Here is a 16,119-nt window from a genome sequence, read left to right as displayed (position 1 = left end):
CAGCTTGCTCAGTGCTGCTCGTTCAGGGCAGCTCGTTCAGTTCAGCTTGATATCGGCCGACTTGATGACCTTGCCCCACTTGTCGTGTTCGGCCTGGATCAGGCGGGCAAAGTCTTCCGGCGAGCCGCCGACCGGCTCCACGCCGAGCTGCGTGAGCTTGGCGCGGACGTCGTCGGACTTCAGGATCTGGTCGATCGCGCGATTGAGTTTCTGCACGATCGGGCGCGGCGTGGCGGCCGGCGCGACCACGCCACTCCACGACAGCGACTCGTAGCCCTTGATGCCCGCTTCGTCGAGCGTCGGCACATTCGGCAAGCCCGGAATCCGCTTGCGGCTGGTCACCGCGAGCGCGCGCAGCTTGCCCTGCTGGACAAAGCCGATCGACGACGGCGCGTTGTCGAACAACATGGTGACGTTGCCGCCGAGCAGGTCGGTCAGCGCGGCGGAGCTGCCCTTGTAAGGCACGTGAAGCAGATTCACGCCGGCCATCGACTTGAACAACTCGCCCGAAAGGTGGGTGGAGCTGCCCGGGCCCGACGACGCAAAGCTCAGCGCGCCCGGCTTGGTCCTGGCGAGCTGGACCAGCGCCGACACGTCGGCGGCAGGCAGGCTCGGCGACACCACCAGGATGTTCGCGTTCTGTGTGGCGTAGCTGACCGGCGCGAAGTCCTTCGCGGCGTTGTAGTTGAGCTTGTTGTAGAGGTGGTCGTTGATCGACAGGATGCCTGTGGCCCCCATCAGCAGCGTGTAGCCATCAGCCGGCGACTTGGCGACGAGCTCGGCGCCGATATTGCCGCTGGCGCCCGCGCGGTTGTCGACGACGAACGGTTGCTTGAACTGCTCCTGCAGCTTCTCGGCCAGAATCCGCGCCACCACGTCGGTGGAGCCGCCTGCGGCAAACGGCACCACGATCCGCACAGCCTTGTCGGGATAGCTGTCTTCCGGGGCGGCAACAGCCAGTGTCGGCAACCAGGCCGATTGCAGGCAAACAAGAACTGCGGCAAGACCAGTCAACGTCTTCATGGGGGCATCCTGGGCAAGAGGGTGAGTGTTATTTGGCTTGGCCACGCCAGCAATCTCGTGGCTGCCAACGCAGTCTAAGGACACCCATTTCCCTGGACAAACGAATTCTTTCCTCGGATTATTACGAATTCCTGATAAATGAACCCGAGGCACTCATGCGCCATCATGTGACGCTCAAGCAACTGCGCTGCTTCCTGGCCGTGGCCGAGGCCGGAACGTTCACGGCGGCGGCCCTGCGGCTGTGCATGACGCAGTCCGCGCTGACGGCGACGATCCAGCAGATGGAGGAGGCGATCGGCCTCAGGATGTTCGACCGGACGACGCGACGCGTGGTCATGACCGATCACGCCGAACGCTTCGTTGCGGACGCGGAACGGGTGGTGAATGGCTTCGACAGCGCGGTGTCCGACCTGGTGGCGCTCGCCAGGGGCGATCGCGGACATATCCGGATCGGCGCCGCGTCGTCGGTGATCCGGCAATTCCTGGTGCCCGCACTGCCGCGTTTTCGCGAGGCCTATCCGGGCATCACGATCTCGCTGCGCAATCCGGCGGCGCAGCAGACCGAGCGGCTGGTGCTGGAAGGCGAAGTCGATTTCGCCATTGACAGCAAGTATCGCGGCCATGAGGAGCTTGATTACACGCCGCTGGTGACGGACTGCTACGGCGTGGTGTTCCATCGCGACTCGCCGCTGGCGGAAATCGACCGGCCCCTGACGTGGGACGACCTCACCTGGGGCCAGTACATCGGCTTCAGCGCGGATACCGGCATCGGCCAGTTCCTGCGCACCCATGCCGCGCATTGGCCCGTGCTTGCCGGCGATCACGACGAGGTGGAGAGCACGACCTACCTGTTTGCGATGCTGGCGCGTGGCAAGTACTACTCGGTGCTGCCCGCCCTCGCCTACCAGCGCAACGAATTTCCCGACCTGATCTTTCGCGAACTGCACGCGCCCGCGCTCTCGCGCGAGCTTTGCGTGATCACGCGGCCGCTACGCTCGCTGTCACCGAGCGCGCAACGGCTGCTCACGCTGCTGCGCGAAACACTGGCCGGGCAGACGATGCCGCTCGGCGTGTCGCTGATGGCCTCCTGATCCGCCTGCCGGCTTTCCTGGCGCGCGCCCGGTGCGATGTCGCTCAGCGCGAATGCACCTTGAACGACTGCCCCTGCATGCCCGCGCGGTCAACGGCGGCGATACGGTTTCGGCCGTTGTCCTTGGCGTGGTAGAGCTGCGCGTCGATCAGGTTGATGAAGGCAGTCGGGTCCATGTGCTCGGTCGGCACGATCGTGCCGACGCCGAAGCTTGCCGTCACGCATTGGTTGTAGGGCGAACGCACGTGCGTGATCGCCTCCTCCGCAATCAGCGCGCGGCATCGCTCCGCGATGTTCACGGCGGCATCCGCGTCGGTGTTGGCCAGCACCAGCACGAATTCCTCGCCACCGTAGCGGCCGAGAAAACTCTCCGGGCCGGCCGCCTCGCCCAGCAGGCGGGCAAACCGCTTCAGGCATTCGTCGCCTTGCACGTGGCCGTAGTAGTCGTTGTATGACTTGAAGAAGTCGATATCGACCATGATCAGCGAGAGCGGTTTGCGCGCGTCTTTCGCCGCGGCCCATTCGCGTGCTATCACGCGGTCGAACATGCGGCGATTGCCCGTGCCCGTCAGGCTGTCCTTGAACGACAGTTGCTCGAGTTCCTTCTGCAGTTGCGCGAGTTGCTCCTCGGTGCGCTTGCGTTCGCTGATGTCGAACATGAAGCCGATCAGCGAATCGACCTCGCCCTTGTCGTTGCGGACCACATGCACGACGTCGCGCAGCCACACATAGCCGCCATCGCGCGTCAGGGCGCGATAGTCGGCTTCGTGGTCGGTGCCGGCTTGCGATTGTGCGACGCAGAAATCGACCACGGCGGCACGATCGTCCGGATGCATGCGTTCCGCCCAATCGTTGACGTTCTTCCAGGTCGACGGTGCCCAGCCCAGCAACGCCTCGATCTGCGGTCCGATGTAGGCGAATTCCATCGTCGCCCAATCGATCTTCCAGGGAATCGCCTTGGTCGATTCCAGCAGCGTCCGGTAAACGGCGCTGTCATCGTCACCAAACACGCGATTTGGCGGCGCGAGGGATTCTTCGTGGCGCAGGAAGGCGGCCTGAAGGGTGTGCTGCGGGTTATCGTGGCTGGTCATGTTGGCCGTAGCGGGTGGTTGCGGAGTGTCGGAAGCGGTTGCCGGAGGGGTGCATCAGAAATCGGCGGACGTCGACGACAAAGGACATCGGCGGCGCCGCCGCGCCGATTATAGGGTCGGTGATAAGGCCGGCGCGGCACTCAGTCGCTCCGGGTTACCTACCCGCCGCACTCGGTTGCAAGCCGGCGACACTGACGTCTGAATCTCTTGGCCGTTAATTGCATCTCATATCCCGCAGGTGCACGCGTCGGGGATCCATTTCTGGTGCGCATCCAGGAAATGTCGCGACGGCAATGCACGGCCGGCCGCTTCCGTCGCGTGCCCGCTTCGGGTTTTCCTGCAGCCACGGCCCGCGCGGCCACCTCCCCCTTTTTGGCAAGCCCGAAGTGGCCTATGCTGTCGCCACGACGAACACCTGACGAGCCCGCGGGCGATGGTGCACCGCAACCAAATCATGGAAAAGACTGCATTCGTATTCGCCGGTGGCGGCAGCCTGGGCGCCATTGAAGTCGGCATGTTGCGGGAGCTGGTGAGTTGGGGCCTGGCGCCCGACCTGGTCATCGGCGCATCGGCCGGCGCGATCAACGGCGCCTACTTCGCCTGCCATCCCCATGCGGAGGGCACGGCGAAGCTGGAGGGCCTGTGGCGTGGCATTCGCCGGACCGAGGTCCTGCCCTGGTCGTGGCGCAGCATGCTCGGCATGCTGGGCGGCAAGCGCGGACACCTGGTGGAATCCCTTGGGCTGCAGCGGCTGCTGAGCCGGCATTTCGGTGAATCACGGCTGGAAGAGGCGCCCGTGCCCCTCTACGTCGTGGCCACGGACATGCACACGGGAGCCGAAGTGGTGCTGTCGTCCGGCAATATCGTCAACGCCGTGCTGGCCAGCGCGGCGATCCCCGGCGTGTTTCCGCCCGTGCAATTCGAAGGCCGGTCGCTGATCGATGGCGGCGTGGCCAACAACACCCCGGTCTCCACAGCCATTCGCCTCGGCGCCACCCGCATCATCGTGCTGCCGGCCGGCTTCGCCTGTGCGGAACGCCGCCCGCCGCGCGGCGCCGTGGAACACGCCCTGAACGCGCTCTCCCTGTTGGTGGCGCGGCAGCTGGTGCATGACCTGGAGCGCTGGTCCGAGCATGCGCATATCGCCGTCGTGCCCCCGCTCTGCCCGCTGGACGTCTCGCCCTACGACTACACGCGCTGCGGGGAACTGATCGACCGGGCCGCCGCGGCGACCGTGGCGTGGCTGCGCGCGGACGGCCTGTCCAGCCGGCGTGTGCCGGGCGCGCTGGAACCGCATTCGCACGACGAGTCGTCACCCAGCTGCAGCGCCGATATTTCCCCACCGGCCGCCGGTGCCGGCCACACGCATCACGACCACGGGCACAGCCACACCACCACACATGGGTGAGATCGTGTTGCCGGGCGATCGCGACTGGGTGCGGCACGACCCGTCGCCCCGCCGGCTGGAGCGCATCGAGGCCTTCTTTGGCGGCCACGGCTACGACATGCATCGCCACGACACCTATGCGATCGGCCGGACGCTGGCCGGCGTGCAGAGCTTTCATTACCGGCGCGGCGTGACGAACAGCACGCCGGGCGGCACCCTGGTGCTCCATCCGGACGAGCCGCACGATGGCCAGGCCGGCACGGATGCCGGCTTCCGGTATCGCATGATCTACGTGGAGCCTTCGCTGGTGCAGCGCGTACTCGGTGGGCGGCCCCTGCCTTTCATCGCCGGCGGCCGTTCCGACGATCCCCGCCTGTATGCCGCCTCCGAAGTGCTGCTACGCGCGATGGACTGCCCCATCGACCCGCTGGAAGAAGACGACGCGATCTTTGAACTCTCCCATGCGTTGGCCGCCGTCAGTGGCGCGCCGCACGGCAGGCAGGCGGTGGACTATCGCTCGGCGGAAATCGCGCGCGAGTGGATGCTGGACAACCTGGATCGCGTGGTCACGCTGGAAGAACTGGAAGCCGCCAGCGGGCGCGACCGCTGGCGTCTGTCGCGCGATTTCCGCGTGCTGTACGGCACCAGCCCATATCGATACCTCACCATGCGCAGGCTGGACACGGTGCGCCGACTGGCAGCGGCCGGCCAGACGCTGGCGGATGCCGCGGCCTGGGCCGGATTTGCGGACCAGAGCCACATGACCCGGCATTTCACGCGCACCTTCGGCATCACGCCCGCGCGCTGGCTGCGCACACTTGGCCGCACGCCCTCCCCTGCCTGAGCTTGCACGATCGTACAAGACGGCCGTAGCCCCATCGGCGCAGACTGCCCGTCATGTCAACGACAGCCATGGAGCGCCCCAAATGAGCCAGCCTGCCCCGTACCGAGCCATCAACTTCGCCGAGAAGCTCGAACTGTTCTCCGACCAGTGGCAACCTCGCGTCATCGCGGAAATGAACGACTACCAGTTCAAGATCGTCAGGATCGAGGGCGATTTCATCTGGCATAGCCATGCCGATACCGACGAGACCTTCATGGTTCTGGACGGTCAGCTGCGGATCGATTTCCGCGACGGTCATGTGCTGGTCAACGCGGGCGAGATGTACGTCGTCCCCAAGGGCGTCGAACACAAGCCGTTTGCGCGGCAAGAGGTGCACATGTTGCTGATCGAACCGCGCGGCGTGGTAAATACCGGTGAAGAAGGTGGCGAACGCACCGCGCAGAATGACCTCTGGATCTGACTGACCGAAAGGCGCCCGGCGAAGGCATCGCGCATGTTGGGCCGGGCCCAACCATCCGCACTGGCCTGTTGGCCAAAACCCCCCGTTTCCGCCCGCAAAAGTGATCCCGCAACCCCGCCACGACCCCAATTGACGGTGGCACGGTCTCTGCAAAAAGAAGCATCGAGCGCGACCCCGATGCTCGTCTTTTTACCCGGAGCGATTGCTCCTTCGGAGAACCGTCATGAAGATCCCACCACAGTTGCGTCCCACGGCCGCGGTCTCGCCGCGCCCTCACACCCCGCCCACCCTGCTTTACCGTGTACGCCGTGGCGTCCTGCTGCTTCGCGTGCTGGCGCTGTGCGTCAACGCCGTTGCGCATGCTCAGCCCGGATTGCCCCCGGCACCCGTTGTCACGCCGGAACAGAAATTTGCGCCCGGTTATCTCGAAGCCGTCTCCACAGGCTACGAGAACGGCCAGGCGCTCAATGCGTCCGAAGGCGTCGCACCCGTCCGGCCAGCGCGTAGCGTGCGTACGGATCTCGCCCCGTCCGCCCCTGCAGTGCCTGCCGGCCCGTCCACGGTGTCGGTGCCCTTGCCGGCCAGCATGCAGCGCGTGAATGCGCGTTGATCCGGCGCGGCGCGTGCGGGAGCGATGCATTCTTTACACGCTCCCGCGCAAGGCTTGCACGGCAAACCAGCGCCACGCGGACCATCATTCGCCGCCATGCCAGTCGGCATAAGGGCGGCCGCCCGAGGTACGAATCTTGCCGCTTTTCCTGAAGCTGCCAGCGCATTGCGCAGCGGCGTGGCGCATGCCGCGCATGCCGCGTATGGCAAACCCGCAACTTTCAGGAGATCAGCATGGGCGACCATTACACCGAGCGTTATCGCCGGGGGCAGACCTGGCGGGCCTATGAAAACGTCCGCGAGGACGATGACCTGGGCGATCCGTGGGACGAAGCGCGCCGGAACCGGGGCGACACCCGTAGCCACACCGGCTACCCGTATGGTGGCGACCGCGGCGCATGGCAAGGGAGCAACCTCCGCTACGGGCTCAATGGCGGCGACTCTACCGAACCCGACGACACCTATCTGCGGCAGCGGGAATACCGCCGCCGCTATGCGAGCGAAGCAGGAGACTACGGAGATTATGGCGATGTCGGCGATGGCAGCCACCGCCAGGCGCGACGCTACGGCCGCGACGACACCGGGGCGAGGGGCTATGAAAGTCGCTATGGAAGTGGCTATGAGCGCCGCTATGACGAGGAACCCGGCTTCGGGCAGCGCCGCTGGTCGCAGCACCGCGACGATGAGCGTGACGACGATGATCGCAACCGACGGCACGGCATGCTCTACAACCTTGGCCACCGCATCGGCGAGGCCGTGAGCGATTGGTTTGGATCGGACACCACGAAGAAACGCACCGGTCCGCGCGGTTTCACGCGGACCGACGAACGCATCCGCGACCAGATCTGCGAGCAGCTGGCATTTGGCACTGGTATCGATGTCAGTGACGTCAGTGTCGACGTGGACAAGGGCAAGGTCACGCTCGCGGGGTCCGTGCGGCTGCGCAGCCAGAAGTACGACATCGAGGATATCGCCGACAACACCTTCGGCGTGACCGAGGTGGAAAACAACATCCGCGTGCAGCGCGGCGACGTGGCCTCGTCCCACTGAAGCCCATCGCCGGCCATTCTCAGGCAGCCCCCGCCTTCAGGCCGCCAGCCGGAAAACGCTGACGGTCTGCTCCATCCGAAGCGCCTGCTCCTGCAGCGCTTCGGCGGCGGCGGCGGCCTGCTCCACCAGCGCGGCGTTCTGCTGCGTGACCTGATCCATCTGCGTCACCGCCTGGTTGACCTGCGCGATGCCCCCGCTTTGCTCCAGCGAGGCGCGGCTGATCTCGTCCATCATGGTCGTGACGCGCTGTACCGCGCCGACGATGTTGTCCATGGTGGCGGCCGCCTCGCCCGCCAGCGTTGTTCCGGCCGCCACCCGGTTGGTCGATTGGGAGATCAACGTGCGGATCTCCTTGGCGGAGTTGCCTGCGCGCTGCGCCAGCGTACGGACTTCGGCGGCCACCACCGCAAAGCCGCGCCCGAATTCGCCGGCCCGCGCGGCCTCCACGGCGGCGTTCAACGCGAGGATATTGGTCTGGAACGCGATGCTGTCGATGACCGCGATGATGTCGACGATGCGGCGCGAATCCGCCTCGATCTCGCTCATCGTCTCACGCACGCGGAGCACCGATGCGCCGCCGGCCACGGCGATGGCCGACGCCTCCGACGCCAGCGCGCTGGCCTGGTTCGCATTGCCGGCGTTCTGCTGGACGATGGAGGTCAGCTCCTCCATGCTTGCAGCGGTCTGTTCCAGCGAAGACGCCTGTTCCTCCGTGCGCTGCGACAGGTCGGCGTTGCCCTGCGCAATCTGCCCGGCCGCCACCAGCACGTTCTGCGCGCCGTCCTTCGTCTCGCCGATGATGCCGCGCAAGGTGCCGACCATCGATAGCAGGTGCCGCTTGACGTCGCTCAGTTCGTCGCGGCCACGTGCTTCGATGTGCACGCCGAGGTCTCCCGCGTTGATCCGCGCGACCATGTCGGCCACATCGCGCACGTCGATGCGCATGCCGCGGCTGAAACCGGCGAACAGATACAGCGCGGCGCCCACCGTTACGAGGGCGATGGCGGCCAGCAGCATAAATTGCCGCCTCTCCGCCGCGATGCGCTTTGCGAGCATCGACCCGGCCAGCGCGGCGAATTCCTGATTGACCCCCGATACCGATTCGATGGCCGCGGTGCCTTCGGCAAAGTACGCCTTGGCATCGATCGTGATGCCGCTCGACCCGAGCATGCTGACCTTGAGCGTGCGATGGAAGTTTTCCATCGCCGCGAGTTGCTTCGCCGCTGCCGCCATGTTGTCGCGATAGGCGGGCGCCCGACGCTCGACACGCGCCATGTCGCGTCGCACGGCCTCCAGGCCGTCCTGGATCTGTTCGGCCAGTGCCGCCAGGTCAGCCTGCTGCGCGGCATCGGCATAGCCGCCTCGCGCGATGATGCCGGCACCCCGGCCACGCGCCAGCGCACCGACTTCCGCCAGCTTCGGCATCGGCCCCACCATCAGGTTGATCAGGTAGTAGGAAGCGGCATCGGGATCGAGCGCCAGCGACGAGCGATCGGCCACATCGCCGATGAACAGCCGCGTCTCTTTGACGAGCGTGGTGTGGCGATCGAACAGCGGCGCCGCTGGCGTGTCCAGGCCGAGCTTGCGGATCTGGTTCCAGGCCTCCTCCAGCTTCGCGACGTCGGCCGCCACGGCAAACGTGTCGATCTGTCCAGCTTCCTTCGACAACGCGGCCAGGTGCCCGGCGGCCTTGCCATCGGCCGCTTCATACGTCGGCTTGAATGCCGCGTTGCCCAGCAGCACGCCATTCGCGGCGCCGCGACGCACCTGGGTCTCGCGCATGAAATCCAGCGCCCGCCCGACAATCGTCAGGCCGCGCTGTTCATCCTGCGTCGCGCGGATCGACTGCACGGATTGGCTCAGCACCACGACCAGCGCGCCACACAGCGGAATCAGGAACAGGATCGTCAGGAGGACAAGCTTGCGGGTGATGGTCAGACGTGCCATCAGACGCATGGCGGGAGAGAGGAAAGCGGCCACGATGCTCCTTGTATTCGAGGGCTGTAGCACGCTGTATCGGCGTCGAATCGAAGGATTAAAGGCAGTTTTATGGCTACTTTTGATCGTGCGCAATCGCAGTGCCATCGGCGCACGCGCACGGTGCGCGATGCACTGCGAACGAGCGTCGCCACCTCAGTTTTCACGGTGCGGCGCTCGTATCTGATGCATGAGGATCAGGCCGTCGCGCCGCCGTCGACACCGATCGTCTGGCCCGAGATATAGCGACCCGCCTGCGAGGCCAGCAGCACGGCCACGCCCGCGACATCGACCGCTTCGGCAATGCGGCCCATCGGGATGGTGGCGGACAGCGCCTTCTCGCGTTCCGGGTCGCCCCACAGCGCATCGCGCGAAAAGTCCGTGCGAACCGGGCCAGGATTGATGCTGTTGACGTTGATGTTGTGCGGGCCCAGCGTCTGCGCGAGGTTGCGCATGGCAAGGTCGGTCGCGCCCTTGGAGATGCTGTACAGCGCCAGCCTGGCCGACCCGCGGCGCGCGGCGATGCTCGACATGAAGATGATGGAGCCGTCCCGGCGCGCGATCATCTGCGGCGCCAGCGCGTTGACCAGCACCAGGTTGCCGCGCACATTGCCGGCCATGACGTCATCGAACAACTCCGGGCCCTGCTCCAGCATGGAGCCCACGACGGCGCTGCCGGCGGCGTTCAGCACCAGCGTATCCACCCGCCCGAACTTCGCGAGCACCTTGTCCGCGAAGGCCCGCACGCTGTCGAGACTGACGATGTCGCAGGCAATGCCGGTTGCATCGATGCCTTCCTTTTGCAGATCGGCGGCGACCTTTTCGGACACCGCGCCATCGCGGCCGGATATCACGACCCTGGCACCGGACTGGCCCAGGGCACGCGCCATTTCCAGGCCCATGCCTTTGGTGGAACCGGTTACTACCGCTACGCGGCCGGACAGATCGAACAGTTTGAACATGAAAGCTTCTCCTTGATGGACAGAAAAGAATGCAAGCGCCTTGCGTTTGCATGATGATCAACATCTATTGAATAAAGTATGTGCGTCATCTAAACTGTGGTCAAGCAAGATTTTCAGAGCGGGATTTCATATGGCGCGGGCATCACGGGAATTGGCAGAACAACACAAGGTGGCGATCGAGCAGGCCTCGGCACGCCTGTTCCGCGAGCACGGCCTGCACGGCGTGACCGTGGCGCAGGTGATGGCGGACGCCGGCCTGACACATGGCGGCTTCTACGGCCACTTTGCATCGAAGGACAATCTGGTGGCGGTGGCCTGCCAGCGTGCCTTCGAAGATGGCGCACAGCGCTGGGAGCACCGCATCGCCAGCGCCAACGGAGATCGGCGCACGGCGCGCAACAATCTGGTCGACTCATATCTGTCCCCGGAGCATCGCGATTGCGCGGGCGAGGGCTGCGCCGCATCGGCGCTGGTCGGGGACGTAGCCCGCGAGCCGGCCGGCAAGCCGGTCCGGCCGGTGTACGTCGACGGAGTGAAGCAACTGATCGACATCTGGATGTCCACGGCGCCGGATGGCGCGACCGATGCCGCCGCGCGGCAGACGGCGCTGGTGCAGCTGGCGGCGATGGTCGGCGCCATGTCGCTGGCCCGGGCCACCGGCGGCGATGCGTTGTCACAGGAGCTTCTCGATGCCACCCGTGCATGGCTGCTGGATGACAGCGAGCGCGCGCACGAAGGCAGCCGCGAAACCGTTGCCGCCACCGCCTGACGGCAGAGCGAACGGTCATTCTCCGCCCTTTTCCGCTTCAAACAAGCCCTCAAACAAGCCTCACACAAACTCCATCCAATACCTCAGGGAGCCCCATGTTCGCGCAAGCCCTATCCAGCCGGCTGGACCGGCGTGGCGTCCACTACGCGTGGATCGTCGCCGCTGTCACGTTCTGCGTCATGCTGACCACCTCCGCCGCGCTCGGCTTGCCGGGCGCCTTTCTTAAACCGCTCACCAGCGAGATGGGTTGGAATATCGACCAGATCTCGTCAATCCTGGCGTTTCGGTTTGCGCTGTTCGGTCTGATGGCGCCGTTTTCCGCGATCCTGATGGAGCGCTTTGGCGTGCGCAATGTGGTTTGCACGGCACTGGCGCTGATCGCTGGCGGCATGGCACTGGCCACGGTGGCCACGCAGCTCTGGCAATTGTTCCTGGCATGGGGCCTGATGCTCGGCGTGGGCTCCGGCCTGACAGCGCTGGTCCTGGCCGCCGTGGTGGCCAACCGCTGGTTCAGCGCGCGCCGCGGCCTGGTGGTGGGCATCCTGACTGCCAGTTCGGCCACGGGCCAGCTGGCTTTCCTGCCCGTCGCCGCCTGGCTGATCGAGCATATGGGCTGGCGCGTGGCGGTGCTGCCAGTGCTGGCGGCGTGCGCCGCATTGGCCATGCTGGTGTTTGCGCTCATGCGTAATCGGCCGTCGGATATCGGGCTGGCCGCGTTTGGCGAGACCGCTTCCGCCACGCCCGCAGCACCGTCCGCCCCGCCCGCACCGCTGACGCTGCGCGGGCCGTTCATTGTGCTGCGCGACGCCGCGCGGACCCAGACCTTCTGGATCCTCGCCGGCACGTTCTTCATCTGCGGCCTGTCGACCAACGGGCTGATCCAGACCCACTTCATCGCCCTGTGCGCGGACTTCGGCATGGCCCCGTTGCCGGCGGCCTCCGCGCTGGCGATGATGGGCGCCTTCGATTTCGTCGGCACGATCCTTTCCGGCTGGTTGTCTGACCGCTACGACAGTCGCAAGCTGCTGTTCTGGTACTACAGCCTGCGCGGCTTGTCGCTGTTCTGGCTGCCGCATTCGGAATTCACGCTCTACGGCTTGTCCATCTTCGCGATGTTCTACGGCCTGGACTGGATCGCCACGGTGCCGCCGACGATCAAGCTGGCTGGCAGCGCCTTCGGCCGGGAGCGCGCGGCAATGGTGTTTGGCTGGGTGTTTGCCGCCCACCAGATCGGCGCGGCCACGGCCGCATTCGGCGCGGGACTCTCGCGGACTTTGCTGTTGACGTATTCGCCGGCGCTTTACGTTGCCGGTGGCGCGTGCCTGGTGGCGGCGCTGCTGGCGCTGATGGCGCGGCGGTCGGCGCCGCAACCGGGCGGCGCATCGCCCCAGGCCGCAAAGGCCTGACGACCATCGCCACGCATCTCGACGGCGGACCTGCGGGTCCGCCTTTTTCTTGTCAGCCGGGTGGAGCCCATTGGTGGCACTCGGCCACAAACGCATCGATCAATGCCGCCGCCGAGGCCCGCTTCAGCGCGGATTGCCGCACCAGCACCCCGATCTCCCGGAACAGCGGCTGGCCCGGCATCGCAACCTCCTGAATATTGGGCGTCTGCCGCAGAGGCACGAGATCCGCCGGGATGATCGCGCAGCCCAGCCCCTCGCCAACCATCTGCAGGATCACGGCGGGTTCATCCAGCTCCATGCCTTCGCGCACCCAGAGCCGCTGCTGCTTGAGGTAGCGGTCGACCAGTTGCCCGCCCGTGGAATGCCGGTTGTAGCGGATGAATGGCACGGTGGCGAGCAAGCCCTTCATATCCGTCGGAGACCCCACCGGCGCAACGGCCACGAACCGCTCCTTGATCAGCGGTACCCATTTCAGTTCGGGCGGGATGCCCAGTCGCGGCTTGACGAGCACGGCGATGTCGAGCTCGCGCGCATCGACCTGCGTCAGCAACTGCGTCGACATGCCGGGCACGATATTCACATGCGTATCGGGATACGCGGCACGGAAGCGCTGCATCGCCTTCGGCAGCAGCGTCGACTGCACCGTCGACACCGCCCCAAGGTCCAGCGGCGCGGCGTCCGGGCGGGATTGCGCGCTGCCCTTCATGGACTCGTACAGCGCAACGAAGCGCGTGGCATCCGGCAACAACTGCCGGCCCTCCTCGCTGAGCGTCACGGACTTGCCGGAGCGATCGAACAATGTGCAGCCGAGGTCTTCCTCCAGGCGCCGGATCTGCGTGCTGACGGCTGACTGGGTCAGGCCCAGCCGCGCCCCGGCTGCGGAGAAGGACGCCGTTTCGGCGGCAACGAGGAAGGTGCGGAAGTAGCGGATCACGGGCGGGGTTCTGGGGGTGCCAGGGCGCGTCTGATATCGAAAACTTCGATGCTCAGACCAGAAATGATTCGTTTCATATTACGAGTTCTGCTGATTACAATCAACGACACTTCTCGAATCCTTCGCCCCACAGGACCCGCCCATGAGCGCCATGCCCTTGTTCCATCTTGCCTTCCCTGTCCACGACCTGGCCGCTGCGCGCCAGTTCTATGGCGATCTGCTCGGCTGCCCCGAAGGCCGCAGTTCCGATGCCTGGGTCGATTTCGATTTCTATGGCCATCAGGTCGTGGCGCACTTGTCGCCGGACGAGTGCGGCCATCGCGGCACGAGCGCGGTCGACGGTGACGACGTCCCCGTACGCCACTTCGGCGCGATCCTGTCGATGACGCAATGGGAGGCGCTGGCCGGCAAGCTGCGCGCGGCCGGCACCAGGTTCGTCATCGAGCCGCACGTGCGCTTCAAGGGCCAGGTCGGCGAGCAAGCCACGATGTTCTTCCTGGACCCGTCGGGCAATGCGCTGGAGTTCAAGGCATTCGGCGACCTGAGCCAGGTATTTGCCAAGTGACGATTGGGTCAGCCTGACCGTTCAAGCCGCATTCCCCACCCACCATCCTCCGAGACTGAGCGAGACATGACCGAATTCGTGATCCAGCCCGCCCCGCAAGCCAGTGTTGCCGTGGCTGGCAGCCAGGCCCGCTTTCCCATCCGCCGCGTATTCTGCGTCGGCCGCAATTACGCCGCGCATGCCCGTGAAATGGGAAAGGACCCGGATCGCGAGCCGCCGTTCTTCTTCACCAAGCCCGCCGATGCGGTGGTGGCTGCGGAAGGCGCCGTGCCCTATCCGCCGCTGACGGAGAACCTTCACCACGAAGTCGAACTGGTCGTGGCCATTGGCAAGGGCGGCGCTAACGTCAGCCCGGCCCAGGCGCTGGATCTGGTGTGGGGCTACGCAGTCGGCGTGGACATGACGCGCCGCGACCTGCAGGACGTTGCCAAGAAGATGAGCCGCCCGTGGGACTGGTCGAAGGCATTCGATGCTTCCGGCCCCTCCGGCCCGCTGCACCCGGTGTCGGCCGTGGGTCATCCCGCCAAGGGCGCCATTTGGCTCAAGGTCAACGGCGAAGTCCGCCAGCAAGGCGATCTGGACGAGCTGATCTGGCCCGTTGCGGACGTGATTGCCTATATCTCGGAAAGTGTGACGCTGGCGCCTGGTGACGTGATCTTTACGGGCACGCCGGCTGGTGTCGGTGCCCTGCAGCCGGGCGATGTGGTCACGGCCGGCGTCGAGGGTCTTGGCGAGATCGCTTTCACGGTCGGCAAGCGCTGATCCGCAGCGTCGAACTTCCCGCTTTAACGTCGTCATCGTCTTGGGCGCCGGCCTGTCTTGAGCAGGTCGGCGCCTTTTTCCATGGCAAATCAGGGTGTTACATTCGTTGGCCGTCACATCTGGAAGGAAGGCTCCACATGGATATAGAAATTTCTCTAAATTTTCCTTGCCTATCTATCTAGTAGTAGATAATATTCGAGCCATGGACAGCGCTGCACCACCCCGGAAACAGCAACACCCCCCCGGCAAGCAGCTCCGCTCCACGCAACACCAGCAGTTTGTCAGTACCGGGAGGCGGTCTTTTTTTTAGCCCTCGCTCTCTACCTAGCAGTAGATAGCAGCAGCGGAAGACGAAAACAAAGACCCCTGAAAACGCAGCAAACACCGGCCGCGCGATCCACACACAACGAGATCGCCCGACCCACCGCAAGGAGCACCATCATGAACGCCAAGACCATCCTGACCGCCGCCGCCCTCGCCGCCGCCTTCGTAACCGGCGCCGCACAAGCTGCAACCGGCGAAGCCTACGGCTACACCTACCGTGTGAACGATGCTCGCAGCACCTTTACCGATGGCGCCCGCGTGAACGACGCCCGCAGCACTTTCACCGACGGTGCCCGCGTGAACGACCAACGTAGCCCCTTCACCGACGGCGCCCGTGTCGGCAAGGCTGACCCCTACACCGATGGTGCCCGCATCGTCGCCGGCCTGGATCGCACCGGTGTATCGAGCGAACCCTCGCGCAGCTTCGACGTGTTCACCGACGGTGCCCGCGTCGGCAAGACCGACCCCTACACCGATGGCGCACGCACCGTTGCCGGTCTGGATCGCGTAGGTGTATCGGCCACCCCGGCCCGTACGGTTGACTCGTTCACTGACGGCGCCCGTGCCGGCAAGTTCGATCCCTACACGGATGGTGCCCGCATCGTTGCCGGCCTGGACCGCACCGGTGTATCGAGCGAACCCTCGCGCAGCTTCGACGTGTTCACCGACGGCGCCAACGCCTGAAGTCCGCGGCCCGGTAGCGATACCGGGCCAACTGCCTGACCCTGTATCTGGAGTTTCATCATGAGTTTGCGTGACAGTGCCCTGATCCTGGGCGGATGGGTAGTCCTTTGTATTGCCAGCGGATCGGTGCTTTCGCTTGTCGCGCAGTCGCTGTCTGCATAAGAGATATCGACAAGAACCGG

General features: G+C 65.4%; 16 protein-coding genes. 11 read left to right on the top strand and 5 right to left on the bottom strand.

Annotated elements, in window-relative coordinates; genetic code table 11:
• Positions 1-36 precede the first annotated feature (36 nt).
• A complete protein-coding gene (locus BLR29_RS14845) occupies positions 37-1,023 on the bottom strand; it encodes a Bug family tripartite tricarboxylate transporter substrate binding protein (RefSeq protein WP_255371246.1) in 987 nt (328 codons plus the stop codon).
• Between the two features lie 155 nt (positions 1,024-1,178).
• Between BLR29_RS14845 and BLR29_RS14840 the strand changes: the two genes are divergently transcribed.
• Positions 1,179-2,114, top strand: coding sequence for a LysR family transcriptional regulator (locus BLR29_RS14840; protein WP_092137751.1), 936 nt, complete (start codon positions 1,179-1,181; stop codon positions 2,112-2,114).
• Positions 2,115-2,157: 43 nt separating this feature from the next.
• On the opposite strand, the gene BLR29_RS14835 is transcribed toward BLR29_RS14840, so the two are convergent.
• Positions 2,158-3,204: a GGDEF domain-containing protein gene (locus BLR29_RS14835; RefSeq protein WP_092137750.1), complete on the bottom strand. Its 1,047-nt coding sequence runs from the start codon at positions 3,202-3,204 to the stop codon at positions 2,158-2,160.
• A gap of 454 nt (positions 3,205-3,658) precedes the next feature.
• Here BLR29_RS14835 and BLR29_RS14830 point away from each other — a divergent pair, with 454 nt between their 5' ends.
• From BLR29_RS14830 to BLR29_RS14810, 5 genes are all read left to right on the top strand, one after another.
• On the top strand, positions 3,659-4,612 hold the full coding sequence (locus tag BLR29_RS14830) for a patatin-like phospholipase family protein (RefSeq protein WP_092137827.1): 954 nt from the start codon (positions 3,659-3,661) through the stop codon (positions 4,610-4,612).
• Positions 4,605-5,435 carry an AraC family transcriptional regulator gene (locus tag BLR29_RS14825; protein ID WP_092137749.1) on the top strand — a complete coding sequence of 277 codons (831 nt, stop codon included), beginning with the start codon at positions 4,605-4,607 and terminating at the stop codon, positions 5,433-5,435. The genes BLR29_RS14830 and BLR29_RS14825 overlap by 8 nt, the downstream gene beginning before the upstream one ends.
• A gap of 82 nt (positions 5,436-5,517) precedes the next feature.
• On the top strand, positions 5,518-5,895 hold the full coding sequence (locus BLR29_RS14820) for a cupin domain-containing protein (RefSeq protein ID WP_092137748.1): 378 nt from the start codon (positions 5,518-5,520) through the stop codon (positions 5,893-5,895).
• 223 nt (positions 5,896-6,118) lie between these two features.
• Complete coding sequence (locus tag BLR29_RS14815; RefSeq protein ID WP_255371245.1) at positions 6,119-6,505, top strand: hypothetical protein; 387 nt, start codon at positions 6,119-6,121, stop codon at positions 6,503-6,505.
• Between the two features lie 233 nt (positions 6,506-6,738).
• Positions 6,739-7,554 carry a BON domain-containing protein gene (locus tag BLR29_RS14810; RefSeq protein WP_092137747.1) on the top strand — a complete coding sequence of 272 codons (816 nt, stop codon included), beginning with the start codon at positions 6,739-6,741 and terminating at the stop codon, positions 7,552-7,554.
• Between the two features lie 36 nt (positions 7,555-7,590).
• Here the strand turns inward: BLR29_RS14810 and BLR29_RS14805 are convergent, their stop codons facing one another.
• Positions 7,591-9,534 carry a methyl-accepting chemotaxis protein gene (locus BLR29_RS14805; RefSeq protein WP_255371244.1) on the bottom strand — a complete coding sequence of 648 codons (1,944 nt, stop codon included), beginning with the start codon at positions 9,532-9,534 and terminating at the stop codon, positions 7,591-7,593.
• 194 nt (positions 9,535-9,728) lie between these two features.
• Positions 9,729-10,493 carry an SDR family NAD(P)-dependent oxidoreductase gene (locus BLR29_RS14800; protein WP_092137746.1) on the bottom strand — a complete coding sequence of 255 codons (765 nt, stop codon included), beginning with the start codon at positions 10,491-10,493 and terminating at the stop codon, positions 9,729-9,731.
• A 130-nt stretch (positions 10,494-10,623) separates the two neighbouring features.
• Here BLR29_RS14800 and BLR29_RS14795 point away from each other — a divergent pair, with 130 nt between their 5' ends.
• Positions 10,624-11,262, top strand: a complete 639-nt coding sequence (locus BLR29_RS14795) for a TetR/AcrR family transcriptional regulator (RefSeq protein WP_092137745.1) — start codon at positions 10,624-10,626, stop codon at positions 11,260-11,262.
• A 95-nt stretch (positions 11,263-11,357) separates the two neighbouring features.
• A complete protein-coding gene (locus BLR29_RS14790) occupies positions 11,358-12,668 on the top strand; it encodes an MFS transporter (RefSeq protein ID WP_092137744.1) in 1,311 nt (436 codons plus the stop codon).
• A gap of 52 nt (positions 12,669-12,720) precedes the next feature.
• Here BLR29_RS14790 and BLR29_RS14785 read toward each other — a convergent pair whose 3' ends face one another.
• Entirely contained in the window at positions 12,721-13,602 is an 882-nt protein-coding gene (locus BLR29_RS14785; protein WP_092137743.1) for a LysR family transcriptional regulator, read from the bottom strand.
• 142 nt (positions 13,603-13,744) lie between these two features.
• Between BLR29_RS14785 and BLR29_RS14780 the strand changes: the two genes are divergently transcribed.
• From BLR29_RS14780 to BLR29_RS14770, 3 genes are all read left to right on the top strand, one after another.
• Entirely contained in the window at positions 13,745-14,167 is a 423-nt protein-coding gene (locus BLR29_RS14780; RefSeq protein ID WP_092137742.1) for a VOC family protein, read from the top strand.
• Positions 14,168-14,233: 66 nt separating this feature from the next.
• Entirely contained in the window at positions 14,234-14,929 is a 696-nt protein-coding gene (locus tag BLR29_RS14775) for a fumarylacetoacetate hydrolase family protein (protein WP_092137741.1), read from the top strand.
• Positions 14,930-15,370: 441 nt separating this feature from the next.
• Positions 15,371-15,937, top strand: coding sequence for a copper resistance protein CopQ (locus BLR29_RS14770; RefSeq protein ID WP_092137740.1), 567 nt, complete (start codon positions 15,371-15,373; stop codon positions 15,935-15,937).
• Positions 15,938-16,119 lie beyond the last annotated feature (182 nt).

It is taken from the genome of Cupriavidus sp. YR651, from assembly GCF_900101625.1.
Taxonomy (GTDB): domain Bacteria; phylum Pseudomonadota; class Gammaproteobacteria; order Burkholderiales; family Burkholderiaceae; genus Cupriavidus.
The sequence above is the reverse complement of the archived record's forward strand: the minus strand, read 5'-3'. Positions and strand labels throughout refer to the sequence as shown.

Coding starts and splice junctions, on each gene's coding strand:
- BLR29_RS14845 (WP_255371246.1), bottom strand. CDS start 1,023: ATGAAGACGTTGACTGGTCTTGCCGCAGTTCTTGTTTGCCTGCAATCG.
- BLR29_RS14840 (WP_092137751.1), top strand. CDS start 1,179: ATGCGCCATCATGTGACGCTCAAGCAACTGCGCTGCTTCCTGGCCGTG.
- BLR29_RS14835 (WP_092137750.1), bottom strand. CDS start 3,204: ATGACCAGCCACGATAACCCGCAGCACACCCTTCAGGCCGCCTTCCTG.
- BLR29_RS14830 (WP_092137827.1), top strand. CDS start 3,659: ATGGAAAAGACTGCATTCGTATTCGCCGGTGGCGGCAGCCTGGGCGCC.
- BLR29_RS14825 (WP_092137749.1), top strand. CDS start 4,605: ATGGGTGAGATCGTGTTGCCGGGCGATCGCGACTGGGTGCGGCACGAC.
- BLR29_RS14820 (WP_092137748.1), top strand. CDS start 5,518: ATGAGCCAGCCTGCCCCGTACCGAGCCATCAACTTCGCCGAGAAGCTC.
- BLR29_RS14815 (WP_255371245.1), top strand. CDS start 6,119: ATGAAGATCCCACCACAGTTGCGTCCCACGGCCGCGGTCTCGCCGCGC.
- BLR29_RS14810 (WP_092137747.1), top strand. CDS start 6,739: ATGGGCGACCATTACACCGAGCGTTATCGCCGGGGGCAGACCTGGCGG.
- BLR29_RS14800 (WP_092137746.1), bottom strand. CDS start 10,493: ATGTTCAAACTGTTCGATCTGTCCGGCCGCGTAGCGGTAGTAACCGGT.
- BLR29_RS14795 (WP_092137745.1), top strand. CDS start 10,624: ATGGCGCGGGCATCACGGGAATTGGCAGAACAACACAAGGTGGCGATC.
- BLR29_RS14790 (WP_092137744.1), top strand. CDS start 11,358: ATGTTCGCGCAAGCCCTATCCAGCCGGCTGGACCGGCGTGGCGTCCAC.
- BLR29_RS14780 (WP_092137742.1), top strand. CDS start 13,745: ATGAGCGCCATGCCCTTGTTCCATCTTGCCTTCCCTGTCCACGACCTG.
- BLR29_RS14775 (WP_092137741.1), top strand. CDS start 14,234: ATGACCGAATTCGTGATCCAGCCCGCCCCGCAAGCCAGTGTTGCCGTG.
- BLR29_RS14770 (WP_092137740.1), top strand. CDS start 15,371: ATGAACGCCAAGACCATCCTGACCGCCGCCGCCCTCGCCGCCGCCTTC.